Origin of the sequence: Paramagnetospirillum marisnigri, assembly GCF_001650715.1 — a bacterium.
GTDB classification, from domain to species: domain Bacteria; phylum Pseudomonadota; class Alphaproteobacteria; order Rhodospirillales; family Magnetospirillaceae; genus Phaeospirillum; species Phaeospirillum marisnigri.
Map to the genome: position 1 here is coordinate 119677 of NZ_LWQT01000010.1, position 17273 is coordinate 136949.

General features: G+C 64.7%; 13 protein-coding genes and 1 tRNA gene. 8 read left to right on the forward strand and 6 right to left on the reverse strand.

Annotation, left to right across the window (positions count from 1 at the left end; all coding sequences use genetic code 11):
- Positions 1-3: 3 nt before the first annotated feature.
- Positions 4-2190, reverse strand: coding sequence for a xanthine dehydrogenase family protein molybdopterin-binding subunit (locus tag A6A04_RS00520; RefSeq protein WP_068489299.1), 2187 nt, complete (start codon positions 2188-2190; stop codon positions 4-6).
- Complete coding sequence (locus A6A04_RS00525) at positions 2187-2699, reverse strand: (2Fe-2S)-binding protein (protein ID WP_068489300.1); 513 nt, start codon at positions 2697-2699, stop codon at positions 2187-2189. The genes A6A04_RS00520 and A6A04_RS00525 overlap by 4 nt, the downstream gene beginning before the upstream one ends.
- A gap of 214 nt (positions 2700-2913) precedes the next feature.
- On the opposite strand from A6A04_RS00525, the gene A6A04_RS00530 reads away from it, so the two are divergent.
- Positions 2914-4707 (forward strand): sensor domain-containing diguanylate cyclase, encoded by a 1794-nt coding sequence (locus A6A04_RS00530; RefSeq protein ID WP_068489301.1) that lies wholly within the window; start codon positions 2914-2916, stop codon positions 4705-4707.
- A gap of 17 nt (positions 4708-4724) precedes the next feature.
- On the opposite strand, the gene A6A04_RS00535 is transcribed toward A6A04_RS00530, so the two are convergent.
- The gene (locus A6A04_RS00535) at positions 4725-6056 is read right to left on the reverse strand and encodes a globin-coupled sensor protein (RefSeq protein ID WP_068489302.1); all 1332 of its coding nucleotides are present in this window, start codon (positions 6054-6056) and stop codon (positions 4725-4727) included.
- Positions 6057-6298: 242 nt separating this feature from the next.
- Between A6A04_RS00535 and A6A04_RS00540 the strand changes: the two genes are divergently transcribed.
- The 6 genes from A6A04_RS00540 (at position 6299) to A6A04_RS00565 (ending at position 13023) form a co-directional block, all read left to right on the forward strand.
- Positions 6299-6383: transfer RNA gene (locus tag A6A04_RS00540), tRNA-Leu, on the forward strand.
- Positions 6384-6495: 112 nt separating this feature from the next.
- Positions 6496-7893, forward strand: coding sequence for a trigger factor (gene tig, locus A6A04_RS00545; RefSeq protein ID WP_068489303.1), 1398 nt, complete (start codon positions 6496-6498; stop codon positions 7891-7893).
- A gap of 43 nt (positions 7894-7936) precedes the next feature.
- Positions 7937-8581 (forward strand): ATP-dependent Clp endopeptidase proteolytic subunit ClpP, encoded by a 645-nt coding sequence (gene clpP / locus A6A04_RS00550; RefSeq protein ID WP_068489304.1) that lies wholly within the window; start codon positions 7937-7939, stop codon positions 8579-8581.
- A 152-nt stretch (positions 8582-8733) separates the two neighbouring features.
- Entirely contained in the window at positions 8734-9999 is a 1266-nt protein-coding gene (clpX, locus tag A6A04_RS00555) for an ATP-dependent Clp protease ATP-binding subunit ClpX (protein WP_068489305.1), read from the forward strand.
- 128 nt (positions 10000-10127) lie between these two features.
- A complete protein-coding gene (gene lon / locus A6A04_RS00560) occupies positions 10128-12539 on the forward strand; it encodes an endopeptidase La (protein ID WP_068489306.1) in 2412 nt (803 codons plus the stop codon).
- Positions 12540-12750: 211 nt separating this feature from the next.
- Entirely contained in the window at positions 12751-13023 is a 273-nt protein-coding gene (locus tag A6A04_RS00565; RefSeq protein ID WP_068489307.1) for an HU family DNA-binding protein, read from the forward strand.
- Positions 13024-13087: 64 nt separating this feature from the next.
- Here A6A04_RS00565 and A6A04_RS00570 read toward each other — a convergent pair whose 3' ends face one another.
- Entirely contained in the window at positions 13088-13462 is a 375-nt protein-coding gene (locus tag A6A04_RS00570; RefSeq protein ID WP_068489308.1) for a hypothetical protein, read from the reverse strand.
- Between the two features lie 73 nt (positions 13463-13535).
- Positions 13536-16160 carry an alanine--tRNA ligase gene (alaS, locus tag A6A04_RS00575; RefSeq protein WP_068489309.1) on the reverse strand — a complete coding sequence of 875 codons (2625 nt, stop codon included), beginning with the start codon at positions 16158-16160 and terminating at the stop codon, positions 13536-13538.
- Positions 16161-16306: 146 nt separating this feature from the next.
- Between alaS and A6A04_RS00580 the strand changes: the two genes are divergently transcribed.
- On the forward strand, positions 16307-16822 hold the full coding sequence (locus A6A04_RS00580; protein WP_245651034.1) for a thermonuclease family protein: 516 nt from the start codon (positions 16307-16309) through the stop codon (positions 16820-16822).
- Here A6A04_RS00580 and A6A04_RS00585 read toward each other — a convergent pair.
- Positions 16819-17238: a thioesterase family protein gene (locus A6A04_RS00585; protein ID WP_068489311.1), complete on the reverse strand. Its 420-nt coding sequence runs from the start codon at positions 17236-17238 to the stop codon at positions 16819-16821. The genes A6A04_RS00580 and A6A04_RS00585 overlap by 4 nt on opposite strands.
- Positions 17239-17273 lie beyond the last annotated feature (35 nt).

Consider the following 17273-nt stretch of genomic DNA (forward strand, 5'->3'; position numbering starts at 1 on the left):
CGCTCAAGAAGATTCCATGATAGCGGCCTTGACCCTCTCCGGTGTGAAGGGAACAGTGCGCAGCCGCAGCCCGGAGGCATCGAACACCGCATTGGCCAGGGCGGCGGGAACCGGCGTGGCGGCGGCCTCGCCACCGCCCATGGGCGGCTGGTCGGGCCGGTCCACCAGATCCACCTCGATTTCCGGGATGTCGGCGAATCCCAGGATGGGATAGCTGGTCCAGTCGGTGGCGGTGACGCGATGACTGTCGAAGGTGACTTCCTCCAGCAGGGTGCGTGACAGGGTCTGGATGATGGCGCCTTCGATCTGCAGACGCAGCGCGTCCGGATTGATCACCAGGCCGCAATCATGGGAGCAGACCACGCGGCGGACCCGGATACGGCCCGACTCCTTGTCCAGCTCGGCCTCCATGGCGATGGCCACATAGGTTTCGGAGCGCTTGTAATGGACATAGGCGGCGCCGCGGCCGATACCGGGCTCTGGATTGGGCGAGGGGCGGGGCTTCCAGCCCAAACGGGCGGCGGCACGGGTCACCACGGTGAGGCCGCGCAGGTCGCGCAGCCCCTGCAGCCGGGCCACCAGGGGATCGAGTTGCGCTCCGGCGCACAACTCGTCGAAAAAGCTTTCCACGGCAAAGACATTGGCAATCTTGCCCGGCGCCCGGATGTTGGAGGGGCGCAGTGGCGCATCGGCCAGCCAGTGGACCTTGACCTCCTGGGCGGGCACCCCGTAGGGCGGGTCGCCATTCTGGGCGATCAGGCCGGTTATGAGTCCCGGCGGTTGCGGCAGTCCGGCGGCCTGGGGGGCCAGCAGGGGCACATTGGGCAATCCGGCGGTGGCCTTGGGCAGCCACATCTCGGTGCGCCAGCCGGTGATCAGCCCGTTTTCGTCGCGGCAGCCTTCCAGGGCCAGCAGTTGCGGCGGACCCTTGGGGTCCCAGCCCAGTTCGTCCTCGCGGCTCCACTGAACCCGCACCGGCTTGCCGACCGCCTTGGACAGCAGGGCGGCATCGGCGGCGGCGTCGTCATGGCCGTTCATGCCGTAACAGCCCGATCCGTCGAGATAGACCAGGCGGACCTTGTCCTCGGGCAAGCCCAGCAGACGGGCGAAGGCGGGGCGGAACCGATGGGTGGCCTGGGACGCGGTCCAGATGGTGGCGGAATCCGACCGGACATCGGCGACGGCGCAGCTCGGTCCCAGCGAGGCATGGGACTGAACCGGCCAGTAGTATTCGGCCCGGTGCACCCGGTCGCCCGCCTCGGCCAGGGCCTTGTCCACGTCGCCCTTGGCGACCAGGGTCTCCTCGGCGACGAAGGGGCCTGCCTTCATGGCGTCGCGCACCCGCTCATGCCCCGACAGGGTGGCGGCCTCGCTCCAGACCGGCTTCAGCAGGGCGGCGGCGCGGATGGCATTCCATTCACTGTCGGCCAGCACCGCCAGGAAGTCCCGGATACGGATCATGCGGGCGCCCTTGATCGCCTTCAGTCCCGTCTCGTCCACCGACAGCAGCGTGGCGCCCACCGCGTTCGGCCGGATGACGCGGCCATGCAGCATGCCCGGCAGGGTGAAGTCGTGAACATAGACATGGCGGCCCGTGACCTTGGCGGGGACATCGGGGCGGGGCAGCGGTTGGCCAACGACCTTATAGGTCGAGGGCCTGCGCAACGGTGCCGCCGGATCGAGCGCGAGGCCGAAGCCGCCCTCGCCCAGCAGGTCGCCGATGCCCAGGGCGCGGTTATCGCCCGACAGCGGCCGGACCTCGCCGTCCATCAGGTCGAGTTCGCCTTCGGCGATCTCCAGCCGCTGGGCGGCCAGACGGATCAGGGCCTGGCGGGCGGTGGCGGCGGCCTGGCGGATCTGGACGCCGCCCTTAGCCACGCCGGTGCTGCCCGCCGTGGGGCCCTGGTCCGGTGTCAGGTCGGTATCGCCTTCGATCAGGGCGATGCGCTCGACCCCCAGGCCGAGTTCCTCGGCCGCCATCTGACGGATGGCGATGCGCAGCCCCTGGCCCAGATCGACCTTGCCGCAATAGATGGTGACCGAACCGTCGGGCGCGATGGCCAGGAAGGAATCCACCTGATCGGCGGCCACGGATCGCGCATTGGCCAGAACCGGGACGGGCAGAGTGAAGCCGACCACCAGGGCGCCGGCCGCCTTCAGCAGGTCGCGACGGGACAAGGCGGTGGTCATGGCTGGGGCCTCCCCGAGGCGCGCATGACGGCGCGCAGGATGCGTCGATGGCTGCCGCAGCGGCACAGATGGCCGGACAGGGCCTGCTTGGCATCCTCCAGGCTGGGCTCGGGGGTGGTGGCCAGCAGCGCCGCCGTCTCCATCACCATGCCACTGGTGCAATAGCCGCATTGGGAGGCCTGTTCGGCGATGAAGGCGGCCTGGACCGCATGGGGAGCCTTGGGCGTGCCCAGACCCTCCAGGGTGGTGATGGATTTGCCCGCCGCCTCCGCGACCGTCATCAGGCAGGCGCGCACCGGCTGGCCATCGGCCAGGACGGTGCAGGCACCGCACTGCCCCTTGCCGCAGCCATATTTGGTGGCGGTCAGGCCCAACTCATCGCGCAGGGCATGGAGCAGGGGCCGCTTTGAACTGGCCGCCGACAGGGTCCGGGGCTTGCCATTGACCGAAAGCCGGATATCCGGCGTCTTGGGCGGGGCCTTGCCCTGCTTCGGTGCCGTGGCTGTCATGGAACCCTCCGTTGCCGACAGAAGGCAAGACTATGGCTCGCCTGACCATCCTGGGCAATCCCCGACAGAGGTAGAGGGAAATACAACCCTTTATGGACGGCTGGAATCGTGCCTATTGTTATCGTCTAGTGGTGTGGAGAAGGGGTGAACCTTGGCGGCAGTGACGACAGCCAGGGGGGCGTGGGTATCCATTGCCGTCATTTGGGCGGCGCTGTTGCTGCTGCTCGTCCATGTCTATGTGGATCTCAACCGTTCCCTTGCCGACGCCCGGCAGCGCGGCATCCGGCTGGCCACCTCCTATGTCCGGCTGGTGGCCGAGCATGCCTCGGGCACCTTCGACCGCACCGATCTGGTGTTGGAACGGGCGGTAAAACTGCCGAGCGTCGCCGACATGGCCCAGGCGCGCACCCTTGCGCCCCAGCGGCGAGCCGAGTTGCAGGCCCAGTTGATGGCGCTGCAGGGGAAATCCCAGGCCATCGTCTCCATGACCATGACCGATCACGAGGGCTATGTCTTCGCCAATACGGTGGGGACGCCGCCCGGCGGCAGTCTGGGGGACCGGGGCTATTTCCTCGCCCTGAAGAATGGCGGCGGCGACGGACCGGTGGTGTCGGAAGTGGTCAAGGGCCGGGTGTCCAACAAATGGGGGATCCAGATTGCCCGGTCCATCACCGGCCCCGATGGCCGCTTTGCCGGCATGGTGGTGGCCAATATCGGCATGACCAGCTACATGGAGGGCTTCTACGGCGGCCTGTCACTGGCGCAGGGCTCCATCGTATCGCTGCGCGATACCCAGCATCGGCTGCTGGTCCGTCACCCGGTCTCCGAGGATTTGTTCGGCAAGGCGATCCCCTCCGACGAGGCCGGGGCCATCCTGGCGGGGGGAAACGATGAGGGCTGGTACGAGCGGAAGTCTCCCATCGACGGCGTCTACCGGTTCAATGCCATCAAGAAGTTGCCCAAATACGACATCTACGCCCTGGTGGGAATTCCCCAGGCCGAGATTCTGGGGGCCTGGACCAAGTCACGGGACCAGGCCTTGCTGATTCTGGCGTTGGCCCTGGTGGTGGCGGTGGTGGCCACGGTGCTGTCCTACTGGAAATGGCAGGTGGACAAGGCGCTCAGGGCGCAACTGTCGTTCCAGGACGCCCTGCTGGAAACCCTTCCCATTCCCATTTTCGCCCGCAACCGCCATGGGGATTTCGTGACCTGCAACAAGGCCTATGAGCGCTTCTTTGGTACCGCCAAGGAGGAAATGACCGGACGCACCGTCTTCGACATGTTTCCGGGCGACCTGGCGCAGTCCTATGCCGCCGCGGACCAGGATGTGCTGAGCGGGCGTGGCAACCGGACCTATGAGATCGAGGTGCCCCATGCGGATGGTTCCCGGCGCAATGTGGTGATCGACAAGGCCTGCTATGCCGATGCCAACGGGGCAGCGGCAGGCATTGTCGGCACCGTGGTCGATATTACGGAACGCGAGGAACTGGAACGCGAACTGCGCCGTCTCGCCACCACCGATCCCCTGACCGGGGTGGGGAACCGGCGGCATTTCCTCAATCTGGCCGAGGCGGAATTGAGCCGGGTCCATCGTCATGACCGCAAGCTCAGCGTGGTGACCTTCGACATCGACCACTTCAAGCGGATCAACGATGGCCATGGCCATGGGGTGGGCGACGACGCCATCCGGGCGGTGGCTGAGGCCTGTGTTTCCGCCTTGCGCGACATCGACGTGGTTGGCCGCATGGGCGGCGAGGAATTCGCGGTGCTGCTGCCGGAAACCGATCTGGCGGCCGCAGAGGAAGTGGCGCGGCGCCTTCACGACCGGATCGGCGAAATCCGGCTGCACACGGAGAAGGGGAACGGGCCGTTGTGCATTTCCGCCAGCTTCGGCGTCTCCGAGGTGGCCGATACCGATCAGACGATCGATTGCGCGCTGCGCCGTGCCGATGCGGCCATGTACGAGGCCAAGGAAGGCGGACGCGACCGGGTCGTCGTCCGCCTCTAAGCCTCGGTTTTCCCGCTTCAGCCCGCCCGGATCTGGCTGACGAAGCGATCCACCTGCTGTTCCAGCCGGGTAGAGTTCCGCGATAGGTCCGTCGCCGCCTCCAGGACCTGGCGCGCCGCCGCGCCAGTCTCGCTGGCGGTGGAGTTCACCATGGTGATGGTCGAGGTGACCTCCATGGTGCCCTGGGCGGCCTGTTGGACATTGCGGGCGATTTCCTGGGTGGCGGCACCCTGCTCCTCAACTGACGAGGCGATGGACCCGGCGATCTCGTTGATCTGGCCAATGGTGTTGGCGATGCTGCCGATGGCCCCCACCGCGTCGCGGGTGGCGGCCTGGACGGCATTGATCTGACCAGCGATCTCGTCGGTGGCCTTGGCCGTCTGGTTGGCCAGGCTTTTCACCTCGTTGGCCACCACGGCGAAGCCCTTGCCGGCATCGCCGGCCCGGGCGGCCTCGATGGTGGCATTGAGCGCCAGCAGGTTGGTCTGGGATGCGATGTCGTTGATCAGCTTGACCACCTGACCGATCTTGCTGGCGGCTTCGGCCAGGCTCTGCACCATCTGGTTGGTGCGGTTGGCCTCGACCATGGCATTGGAAGCGATCTGGGCCGACTGGGCCACCTGGCGGCTGATCTCGGTAATGGACGAGGACAGTTCCTCGGCGGCGGCGGCGACGGTCTGGATGTTGACGGTGGCTTCCTCGGCGGCGGCGGCCACCGTGGTCGACTGGCGCGAGGTCTCCTCGGCGGTGGCGCTCATGCCCTTGGCGGCATTTTCCATCTGTCCGGCAGACGAGGCAACCGAAGCCACCAAGCCCTTGACCTCGGATTCGAACACGTCGGCCTTGGCGCCCAGTTCGCGGGCGATGATGGCGGCGGTGTTGGTCTCGATATAGACCGAGGTGGCAAGGTCCATGTCAAGGAAGGCGGCCTTGTTGACCGCCGCCAGCACCTGGGTCAGTCGCTGGGGATTCTTGCGGTAGTGTTCCACCGCCACGGCGATGACCATGTTCAGCACGAAGCAGTAGCCCGCCGTGTACCATTTCGGCTCCAGACCGATCCGCTGGTGGACCTTGCCGATTTCGGTGACCTGGGCGAAATAGCGGTCGTCGAACTGTCCGGCGAACACGCTTTCCATCCAGTGGCGCTTCTGCATGGCGCGGGCATGGGCCATGCGCTCGGGGTTGGAGAACATTTTGGATGTGGCGGGGTTGCTGGCCACATGCCGATAAAAGGTATCGAGGACCTTGTCGATATGACGGGCCAGGACATCGCGAAACTCTCGCAAGGTGCGCTTGGTTTCCTCGTCGATCTGTAGGAACGCGATATTGCCCGAACGGTCCAAGCTCATTTTCAACCCCCAATATAACGAAAGTATCCCTGCCCCCAGACAATGGGCATTCTCAGCGCAAGTTTCAATGTTTGTACACTCTCTAATACCAAAGTGGAAGGGACGGGCATGGCGGTGGCGGTCAGGAATCGACATCGGAATCGACTTTCCCTATTTCCCCCGTGGCGAACATGTTATAGACAGACCCTCCCGACGGGGCGGCCCTCCGCGCGTGCGGGTCGATCAAGCGTGCTCGGTACCAAGCGGGCGTGGTGGAACTGGTAGACACACTGGATTTAGGTTCCAGCGGCGCAAGCCATGGGGGTTCAAATCCCTTCGCCCGCACCAGAGCCAGCGCCCATCGGCCCCAGCGCCTTGTAGGCCGACGAGCACCGCCGCCGCTGTTCCGCGTCGCCGGGGCCATGGATGCAACCCACTCGATTCGATTGGCGATAGACTGATGCAGGTAACCGAGATCAATGCCGATGGCCTGAAGCGCGATTTCAAGGTCGTCGTTCCCGCTGGACAACTCGAGACGCGGATGCAGGCCAAGCTGGCGGAAATCGCCCGCACCGCCGCTCTTCCCGGCTTCCGTCCGGGCAAGGTGCCGCCGGGCATCCTGCGCAAGAAGTATGGCCCGGCCATCATGGGCGAGGTCCTGGAGACCGCCGTGAACGAAGGCACGGGCAAGGCCATCACCGATGGCGGCCTGCGTCCGGCCATGGCCCCCAAGGTCGAGATCATCAGCTTCGCCGAGGGTGCCGATCTGGAGTTCTCGGTGGCGGTGGAAGTGCTGCCCGAGATCAAGATCATGGACTTCTCCAGCGTGGCGCTGGTGCGCGACAAGGCGCAGGTTCCCGATTCCGAGGTCGATGACGCCCTGGCCAATATCGCCAGCCGCAATGAAAGCTCCGAGCCGGTCAAGCGCGCCTCCAAGGATGGCGACGTGGTGGTGATCGACTTCGTTGGCAAGAAGGACGGCGTCGCCTTCCCGGGCGGCACCGCCCAGGGCTACTCCCTGAAGCTGGGCTCCAACACCTTCATTCCCGGCTTCGAGGCCCAGCTTGTGGGCAAGAAGGCCGGTGCGGAAGCCGTGGTCGAAGTCACCTTCCCCGAGGGTTACGGCAACGAGGATCTGGCCGGCAAGCCCGCCACTTTCGACGTCACCGTCAAGGAAGTGCGCGCCCCCAAGGCCGCCGAGATCGACGATGAACTGGCCAAGAGCGTCGGGCTGGAAAGCCTGGATGCCCTCAAGACCGCCATCCGCGACGAGATCGCCCGCTCGCTGGACGGCATCTCCCGCATGCGTCTGAAGCGTGCCCTGCTGGACGTGCTGGCCGCCAATCACGATTTCCCCGTTCCCCCCACCATGTTCCAGCAGGAATTCGACCATATCTGGAAGCAGGTGGAAGAGGACAAGGCCGCCGGTCGGCTTGATGCCTCCGACGCGGGCAAGAGCGACGACGAGTTGAAGGCCGAGTATCAGGCCCTGGCCGAGCGCCGGGTCCGCCTGGGCCTGCTGCTGGCCGATGTGGGCCGGGTCAATAACATCACCGTGACCCAGGAAGACCTCAACCGCGGCATCATGATGGAAGCCCGGAACTATCCCGGCCAGGAGCACATGGTTCTCCAGTACTACCAGAAGAACCAGGAGGCCTTGGAAAACCTCCGCGCGCCCCTTTATGAAGAGAAGGTCATCGACTTCATCATCGAGCTGGCCAAGATCACCGACAAGGACGTGTCGGTGGAGGAACTGCGCCGCGACCCCGATCTGGCCGTTTCCGCCGAAGCGAGTGACGAGGCTCCGGCCAAGCCGAAGAAGAAGGCCGCCGCCAAGAAGAAGACCGCCGAGGAATAGGCTGGTCCTAGGAAACGCCGCCCCGATTAGAAAAGGAAGTACCATGCGAGAGAGAGATCCTATCGACCTCTACATGAATACCCTGGTTCCCATGGTCGTGGAGCAGACCAATCGGGGCGAGCGGTCCTATGACATCTATTCACGCCTGCTGAAGGAACGCATCGTGTTCCTGACCGGCCAGGTGTTCGACGAGGTCGCCAGCCTGATCTGCGCCCAGTTCCTGTTCCTGGAATCGGAGAACCCGACCAAGGACATCGCGTTCTACATCAACTCGCCGGGTGGTGTGGTCACGTCGGGCCTCGCCATCTATGACACCATGCAGTACATCCGCCCCAAGGTGTCCACCGTCTGCATCGGCCAGGCCGCCTCCATGGGCTCTTTGCTGATGACGGCGGGCGAGAAGGGCAAGCGCTACTCGCTGCCCAATTCCCGCATCATGGTTCATCAGCCCTCGGGCGGCGCCCAGGGCCAGGCCACCGATATCGAGATCCAGGCCCGGGAAATCCTGGCCCTGCGGGCTCGTCTCAACAACATCTATGTCGAGCACACCGGCCAGCCGCTGGAGGTGATCGAGAAGGTGATGGAGCGCGACAAGTTCATGACCGCCGACGAGGCCAAGGAATTCGGCCTGATCGACGAAGTGGTCAGCAAGCGCCCGGTGCCGGCGGACGACGCTTCCGCATCCTGATGCTATTGCCATTGGGCGGCCGGGTACCCCAGATATGGGGTGCCCGGCCGTTTCCGTATGGGGCTAGGGAAGAATTGTGATTGTCTGGCGTATGCTGCTGTGGCTAACATGGCTGTCGCGGAAGCGGCCGCCATTGAATTAATGGAGTTTCGATGACCAAGTCCACCAGCGGCGATTCCAAGAACACCTTGTACTGCTCGTTCTGTGGAAAGAGCCAGCACGAGGTTCGGAAGCTCATCGCCGGGCCGACGGTGTTCATCTGTGATGAATGCGTCGAGCTTTGCATGGACATCATCCGCGAGGAGCACAAGACCCATCTGGTCCGCTCGCGCGATGGCGTGCCGACCCCCAAGGACATCTGCGCCGTCCTCGACGATTACGTCATCGGCCAGAGTCACGCCAAGAAGGTTCTGTCGGTCGCGGTCCACAATCACTACAAGCGGCTCCAGCACGGCGGAAAGAGCAACGAAGTCGAGCTGGCCAAGTCCAACATCCTGCTGATCGGCCCCACCGGCTGCGGCAAGACCTTGCTGGCCCAGACCCTGGCCCGCATCCTGGACGTGCCCTTCACCATGGCCGACGCCACCACCCTGACCGAAGCCGGTTATGTGGGCGAGGACGTGGAGAACATCATCCTCAAGCTGCTGCAGGCCGCCGAATACAATGTGGAGCGGGCCCAGCGCGGCATCGTCTATATCGACGAAGTGGACAAGATCAGCCGCAAGTCCGACAACCCGTCCATTACCCGTGACGTGTCGGGCGAGGGCGTGCAGCAGGCGCTGCTGAAGATCATGGAAGGCACCGTTGCCTCGGTGCCGCCCCAGGGTGGGCGCAAGCATCCCCAGCAGGAATTCCTGCAGGTGGATACCACCAATATACTGTTCATCTGCGGTGGTGCCTTCGCCGGTCTGGAAAAGATCATCGGCTCGCGCGGGCGGGGCACCTCCATCGGCTTCGGCGCCGATGTGCGTGGTCCCGACGAGCGCCGTACCGGGGAAATCCTGCGCGAGGTCGAGCCCGAGGATCTGCTGAAATTCGGCCTGATCCCCGAATTCGTTGGCCGCCTGCCGGTGCTGGCCACCCTCGAGGATCTGGATGTCAGCGCCCTGATCGACATCCTGTCCAAGCCCAAGAACGCCCTGGTCAAGCAGTACCAGCGCCTGTTCGAGATGGAGGAGGTGAAGCTCTCCTTCAGCGAGGACGCGCTCAAGGCCATCGCCGAGAAGGCCATCGCCCGCAAGACCGGCGCGCGTGGTCTGCGGTCCATCATGGAAACCATCCTGCTGGACACCATGTTCGACCTTCCCGGTCTGGACGCGGTGGACGAGGTGGTGATCAACAAGGAAGTGGTGGAAGGGCGGGCCCAGCCGCTGTTCATCTACTCGGAACGCCGCGAGGAAAACGGCGCCAGTGCCTGAGGACCAGCGGGCCGCCGAACCGCGCGCGGCCCGCAGCACTTGACGGCGGCAGAAAGCCCCCCAGCTATTGGTTATAGATTTTTCCGCGGTTCGGGATGTTCCCGGTCCGCAGGCGTGAGCGAGGCAGCATGGTCGAACACCCGCGTGGCGATATTTTCCCGGTCCTTCCGCTTCGTGACATCGTCGTCTTTCCCCATATGATCGTTCCGCTGTTCGTTGGACGTGACAAGTCTGTCCGCGCGCTGGAAGACGTGATGCGCGAGGACAAGCAGATCCTGCTGGTCGCCCAGAAGAATGCCGCCCAGGACGACCCCACCACCGACGACATCTACACCGTCGGCACGGTGTCCACGGTGCTGCAACTGCTGAAGCTGCCCGACGGTACCGTCAAGGTGCTGGTGGAAGGTGGCAAGCGCGCCAAGATCACCGGCTTCACCGACAATGACAGCTTCTTCCAGGCCTATGCCGAGGTGGTTGACGAACGCGCCGGCGATGCCCAGGAACTGGAGGCGCTGTCCCGTTCGGTGGTCAGCCAGTTCGAGCAGTACATCAAGCTGAACAAGAAGATTCCGCCGGAAGTTCTGGTCTCCATCAACCAGATCGAGGACTCCGCCAAGCTGGCCGACACCGTCGCCTCGCATCTTGCCCTCAAGATCTCCGAGAAGCAGGAACTGCTGGAGGTCGAGGTGGTGGCCGAGCGCCTCGAGCGGGTCTATTCCTACATGGAGGGCGAGATCGGCGTCCTTCAGGTGGAAAAGAAGATCCGCAACCGCGTCAAGCGGCAGATGGAAAAGACCCAGCGCGAATACTATCTGAACGAGCAGCTGAAGGTGATCCAGAAGGAACTGGGCGAGACCGAGGACGGCAAGGACGAAGGCGCCGAAATCGAGGAACGCATCGCCAAGACCAAGCTGACCACCGAGGCGCGCGAGAAGGCCCTGGCCGAGCTGAAGAAGCTGAAGTCCATGAGCCCCATGTCGGCCGAGGCCACCGTGGTGCGCAACTATCTCGACTGGATATTGTCGATTCCGTGGAAGAAGCGGACCAAGGTCAAGAAGGATGTGGGGCTGGCGCAGCGGGTGCTGAACGCCGACCATTACGGCCTGGAGAAGGTCAAGGAACGCATCCTGGAATATCTGGCGGTTCAGATCCGTACCGAGAAGGTGCGCGGCCCCATCCTGTGCCTGGTGGGACCGCCCGGTGTCGGCAAGACCTCGCTGGGCAAGTCCATCGCCAAGGCGACCGGGCGCAATTTCGTGCGCATGAGCCTGGGCGGCGTCCGCGACGAGGCCGAGGTACGCGGCCATCGCCGCACCTATATCGGCTCCATGCCGGGCAAGATTGTCCAGGGCATGAAGAAGGCCAAGTCGTCCAATCCGCTGTTCCTGCTGGACGAGATCGACAAGCTGGGTGCCGATTGGCGCGGCGATCCCGCTTCCGCCCTGCTGGAGGTGCTGGACCCCGAGCAGAACTCGACCTTCAACGACCATTACCTGGAGGTCGATTACGACCTGTCCGACGTGATGTTCGTCACCACCGCCAATACCATGCGCATGCCCCAGCCCCTGCTGGACCGCATGGAGCTGATCCGCCTGTCCGGCTACACCGAGGACGAAAAGGTGGAAATCTCCAAGCGCCACCTGTTGCCCAAGGTGATCAAGGCCGCCGGGTTGAAAAGCGGGGAATGGTCCATCAGCGACGAGGCCCTGCGCCATATCGTGCGCTACTATACCCGCGAGGCGGGCGTACGCAGCATGGAACGCGAACTGGCGAATCTGGCCCGCAAGGCGGTCAAGGAAATCGTCTCGACCCGCAAGACCAAGGTCGCGGTCACCCCGCGCAACCTGGAAAAATACGCGGGCGTGCACCGCTATCGCTTCGGCGAGGTCGAGGAGACCGATCTGGTCGGTGTCGTCACCGGCCTGGCCTGGACCGAGGTGGGCGGCGAGCTGCTGACCATCGAGGCGGTCAGCATGCCGGGCAAGGGCACCTTCGCCCAGACCGGCAAGCTGGGTGACGTGATGCAGGAATCGGTGCAGGCCGCCCGCTCCTATGTGCGCTCGCGCTCGGTCACCTTTGGCGTCAAGCCATCGGTGTTCGAGAAGCGCGATATCCACGTCCATGTGCCGGAAGGCGCCACGCCCAAGGACGGACCCTCGGCCGGTGTCGCCATGTGCACCACCATCGTGTCGGTATTGACCGGCATTCCCGTGCGCCGTGATGTGGCCATGACCGGCGAGATCACCCTGCGCGGTCGGGTTCTGCCCATCGGCGGCCTCAAGGAAAAGTTGCTGGCGGCCTTGCGTGGTGGCATCAAGACCGTGCTGATCCCCAAGGAGAACGAGAAGGACCTGGCCGAGATCCCCGACAACGTCAAGAAGGGCCTCGCCATCATCCCGGTTTCGACAGTGGATGAGGTCCTGCAGCACGCCCTGGTCTGCATGCCGGTTCCCATCGAGTGGGAGGAATCCGAAGAGGTGACCGAGCCCAAGGTGGCCAAGGAGGCTGATACCTCCGGCAGCGGCGTGGTCACGCACTGATCAGTTGAAACAAGGCATCGCCTCTGACGGCCGCTCCATTGGAGCGGCCGTCTTGGTTTCGATTGTGCCCATGGTGATAATCAAGCGTTTCCGCCTGTTTCAGAACTATTGCCAATTGACGATTTCCGATCGCCTGAATTAGACTGCCCCATCCGATTTGATGGCCTGGACCTAGCGGCCATCACTCTTGGTTAAACGAAGGGGGCCATCAGTGAACAAGAACGATCTCGTGACGGCGGTGGCGGGTGCCAGCGGTTTGTCCAAGTCCGATGCGGCCAAGGCCGTCGACGGCGTTTTCCAGGCGATTACCGATGCGTTGAAGGGCGGAAGCGAAGTTCGCCTTGTTGGGTTTGGCACCTTCGCGGTTGCGGAGCGCGCGGCGTCCGAGGGACGCAACCCCCGCACCGGCGACAAGATCAAGATTCCCGCCTCCAAGCAGCCGAAGTTCAAGGCTGGCAAGGGCCTGAAGGACGCCGTGCAGTAAGCTGCCGCGTTCTTCCAGTTATGCAAACGCCGACCGCAGAAGCGGTCGGCGTTTTTATTTGTCCTCAGTCCCGGTCGCGTCCCCGCCCACGGCCTGGATTGTCGTCACGGCCGCGTCCATCCCGCCGATGCTCATAGGAGTTGCCGGGCGCATCCCGGCGGTCGCGATAGTCACGGTCCTTGTCGCGGTCCTTGTCGCGGTCCTTGTCGCGGTCCTTGTCGCGATAGTCGCGATCCTTGCCACCGCGATCTCGGTCGCGATCGCGGGATTCACGATCGGACGGCTTAACGGTCTTGTCGATGGTATCCTTGGCGGCTTGTCCGGCCGCCTGGGTCGCGGCATCCTTCAATACGGTACCGAGGCCGGATCCATCGGCGGCCAGGGCGGCGCCTGTCAGCATTGGCCAGGCGGCACAGGCCGCCAATAGAGCTTTCTTCATAGGCTATCCCTCGAACCAAATAGAGTTAGAGGGGTAGCCTATGCCGAAATGCGTAGAGGGGGAAGGGCGGCGGTCAGCCCGCGATGGAGGTCTCGATCCTGTCGATGGCCGTCTGGGCTGCCGTCACATCCGGACCGCCCGCCTGGGCCATGTCGGCGCGACCGCCGCCGCCCTTGCCGCCCAGGGCTTCCGAGCCGATACGAACCAGATCGACGGCGCTGAAACGCCCGGTCAGGTCGTCGGTGACCGAGACCACGATGGAGGCCTTGCCGTCGGCGGTGCCCACCAGCACGATGACGCCCGATCCGATCTGCTTCTTGATCTCGTCGGCCATGCCTTTCAGGTCCTTGGCCGGAACATTGTCCAGCACCTTGCCCGCGAAAGTGACGCCCGCCACGGTCTTGGTGGCCGCCCCCTGGCCGCCGCCGGTCGCCAGCTGCTTGCGGGTCTCGGCCAGTTCGCGTTCCAGCTTGCGCCGGTCCTCGATCATGGCGCTGATGCGGGCGGGCAGGTCGGCGGGGGCCGCCTTCAGCACCTCGGCGGCACGGCTCAGCAACTCTTCCTGTCCTTGCGCCCAGGCCAGGAAGGCCGGGCCGGTCACCGCCTCGATGCGGCGCACGCCCGCCGCCACGGCGCTTTCGGCCACGATTTTGAAACCGCCGATATCGCCGGTTCGCCGGGCATGGGTGCCGCCGCACAGTTCGGTGGAGAACTCGCCCATGGAGACCACCCGGACCTCGTCGCCGTATTTCTCGCCGAACAGGGCCATGGCACCGGCCTTGATGGCGTCGTCGGGAGTCATGACCTTGGTGGCGACCTCGGCATTGCCCCAGATCTGGGCATTGACCAGGGCTTCCACCTTGCGGGCTTCCTCGGCCGACAGCGCCTTGTTGTGGGCGAAGTCGAAGCGCAGCCGCTCGGGCCCCACCTGGCTGCCCTTCTGGGTGACGTGGTCGCCCAGGGTCTCGCGCAGGGCGGAGTGCAGCAGATGGGTGGCGGAGTGATGGCCGCGGGTGGCATCGCGTCGGCCGATATCGATGGCGAAATGGGCATCCTCGCCCACCGCCACCGGCCCGCCCTCGACGGTGCCGAAATGGACGATCAGGTCGCCCAGCTTCTTCTGGGTATCGGTGACGGTGATCAGGGCCTTGCCGCCCGCCACGGTGATTATGCCGGTATCGCCCATCTGGCCGCCGGATTCACCATAGAACGGGGTCTGGTTGGCGATGACGGCGACGGAATGGCCGGGATGGACGGCCTCGACGCTCTTGCCGTTCTCCACCAGGGCGATGATCTTGCCCTCGGCCTGCTCGGCGTCGTAGCCCAGGAATTCCGAGGCGCCCAGTTTTTCCCGCAGTTCGAACCACAGGGTTTCGGTGGCGGCCTCGCCGGAACCGGACCACGCCTTGCGGGCCTCGGCGCGCTGGCGCTCCATGGCGGCGTTGAAGCCGTCGGTGTCGACGCCCAGCCCCTTGGCCTTCAGGGCGTCCTGGGTCAGGTCCAGGGGGAAGCCGTAGGTGTCATAGAGTTTGAAGGCGACCTCGCCCGCCAGCTTGGCGCCGTCGCCCATCTTGCCGGTCTCTTCCTCCAGCAGCTTCAGGCCCTTGTCCAGGGTGGCCTTGAAGCGGGTTTCCTCCAGCTTCAGGGTCTCGGTGATCAGCGACTGGGCGCGGATCAGCTCGGGATAGGCCTCGCCCATTTGGCGGGCCAGGGCGGGGAACAGCTTGTAGAGCATGGGCTCAGTCGCGCCCATCAGATGGGCGTGGCGCATGGCCCGGCGCATGATGCGCCGCAGGACATAGCCACGGCCCTCATTGGAGGGCAGCACGCCATCGGCGATCAGGAAGGAGCTTGAGCGCAGATGGTCGGCCACCACCCGGTGCGAGACCTTGTGCGGGCCATCGGGATCGGTGCCCGAGGCCTCGGCCGAGGCCATGATCAGGGCGCGCAGCAGGTCGACGTCGTAGTTGTCGTGCTTGCCCTGCAGCAGGGCGGCGAGGCGCTCCAGCCCCATGCCGGTGTCGATGGAGGGTTTGGGCAGCGGCACGCGGGTGTCCTTGTCCACCTGCTCGAACTGCATGAACACTAGATTCCAGATTTCGATGAAGCGGTCGCCATCCTGGTCGGGGCTGCCGGGCGGGCCGCCGGGGATGTGATCGCCGTGGTCGTAGAAGATTTCCGAACAGGGACCGCAGGGGCCGGTATCGCCCATGGCCCAGAAATTATCCGAGGTGGGAATGCGGATGATGCGGGATTCGGGCAGGCCCGCGATCTTCTTCCAGGCCGAGGCGGCCTCGTCGTCGTCGTGATAGACGGTGACCAGCAGGCGGCTCTTGTCGATGCCGAAATCCTTGGTGATCAGGGTCCAGGCATGCTCGATGGCCTGGTCCTTGAAGTAGTCGCCGAACGAGAAATTGCCCAGCATCTCGAAGAAGGTGTGGTGACGCGCGGTATAGCCCACATTGTCCAGGTCGTTGTGCTTGCCGCCGGCGCGCACGCATTTCTGCGAGGTGGCGGCGCGGACATAGTCGCGCTTCTCGACCCCGGTGAAGACGTTCTTGAACTGCACCATGCCCGCATTGGTGAACATCAAGGTGGGGTCGTTGCGGGGAACCAGCGGACTGGACGCCACCACGGCATGGCCGTTCTTCGCGAAGAAATCGAGGAACGTTTTGCGGATGTCATTGGCTGTCGGCATGGTTTCCATCGCAGGCAGAAAGGGCAAGGACAAGGGTTTTACCCCGCGCGGGCGCGCACTGTCCAGCGGCGGGGCGTCGTGCTATGGTCGCGTGCATGCGACAGACCATCATTCCGCTATTTGCTTTGCTGATGACGAGCCCTTGCATGGCGGCGGGCCAACCCTCGCCGCCACCTGCCGCGGCTCCGGTGGTGGTGGCGCCTGCGCCGCCGAAATGCCCCGAGGACGGGGAGGGCGGGGCCTGCGTCTGGGGCAAGGTGGAAGGCTTCGATGGCGGCTCGGTGCAACTGCGCGGCCTGCATGTCGCCCTGGTGGGGGTGACGGCGCCCGCCCGCAAGGATCTGTGTGCCAGCAAGGCGGCCAAGGAGGAATTCGACTGCGCTCGTCCGGCCCGGAAGCGCATGGCCGAGATGGTGGCCAAGGGGGTGGCCTGCGAGATCGTCGACGCGGCGTCTGGCTTCCTATGGGGGCGCTGCCGTAATTCGGACGGGGATCTGGGCCGCCAGCTGATCCAAGCCGGGCTGGCTCGCGCCGCCAAGGACGGCCCCTATGCCGACGCCCAGAAACAGGCGGTCCAGGGCAAGAAGGGGTTGTGGGCCGCCGACATGATTCTGCCCCGCGACTGGGAAGCCGCCCGGCGCAAGGCCGAGGACGAGGATTAGAGACGTTTTCGCTTAGCCGCCAGTCGCTGGTTGAACCGTTCCCATGCCACCACGGCACGGCGATGGGTCCCTTCTCCGATTAGATCAATGCCGTCATGAGCCGAGACCCGCCAGCCCAGGCGGTTGCCTTCTGCCTCGATGCAATGGACGTCAACGGTGACGGTTTGGCCGGGCAAGGTGGCGGCGACATGGTTGACCTCGATGGCGATGCCCAGGCTGCCCTCTCCATCCTCAAGGTGGGGTTTCAAGGCGTCGATGCAGGCCCACTCCATGAGACCGACCATGAAGCCGGTGGCGAAGACAGGCGGCATGGCGCAAAAGTCCTCTGACTCGGGGTACAGGCTGGGTACCGTCTTGGCGTCTGTGACGACGAATGCGAAGCGGTGGTGATCTCCAACGCTGGGACTGGACTTCATGGCTACCTTCCAGGACAGTAGGGGGGCTCCGGCAG

Excerpts from the sequence above, each read along its gene's own strand:
- A6A04_RS00520 (WP_068489299.1), bottom strand. The coding sequence starts at position 2,190 with ATGACCACCGCCTTGTCCCGTCGCGACCTGCTGAAGGCGGCCGGCGCC.
- lon (WP_068489306.1), top strand. The coding sequence starts at position 10,128 with ATGGTCGAACACCCGCGTGGCGATATTTTCCCGGTCCTTCCGCTTCGT.
- A6A04_RS00570 (WP_068489308.1), bottom strand. The coding sequence starts at position 13,462 with ATGAAGAAAGCTCTATTGGCGGCCTGTGCCGCCTGGCCAATGCTGACA.
- A6A04_RS00525 (WP_068489300.1), bottom strand. The coding sequence starts at position 2,699 with ATGACAGCCACGGCACCGAAGCAGGGCAAGGCCCCGCCCAAGACGCCG.
- A6A04_RS00585 (WP_068489311.1), bottom strand. The coding sequence starts at position 17,238 with ATGAAGTCCAGTCCCAGCGTTGGAGATCACCACCGCTTCGCATTCGTC.
- alaS (WP_068489309.1), bottom strand. The coding sequence starts at position 16,160 with ATGCCGACAGCCAATGACATCCGCAAAACGTTCCTCGATTTCTTCGCG.
- A6A04_RS00535 (WP_068489302.1), bottom strand. The coding sequence starts at position 6,056 with ATGAGCTTGGACCGTTCGGGCAATATCGCGTTCCTACAGATCGACGAG.
- clpP (WP_068489304.1), top strand. The coding sequence starts at position 7,937 with ATGCGAGAGAGAGATCCTATCGACCTCTACATGAATACCCTGGTTCCC.
- tig (WP_068489303.1), top strand. The coding sequence starts at position 6,496 with ATGCAGGTAACCGAGATCAATGCCGATGGCCTGAAGCGCGATTTCAAG.
- A6A04_RS00580 (WP_245651034.1), top strand. The coding sequence starts at position 16,307 with ATGGCGGCGGGCCAACCCTCGCCGCCACCTGCCGCGGCTCCGGTGGTG.
- clpX (WP_068489305.1), top strand. The coding sequence starts at position 8,734 with ATGACCAAGTCCACCAGCGGCGATTCCAAGAACACCTTGTACTGCTCG.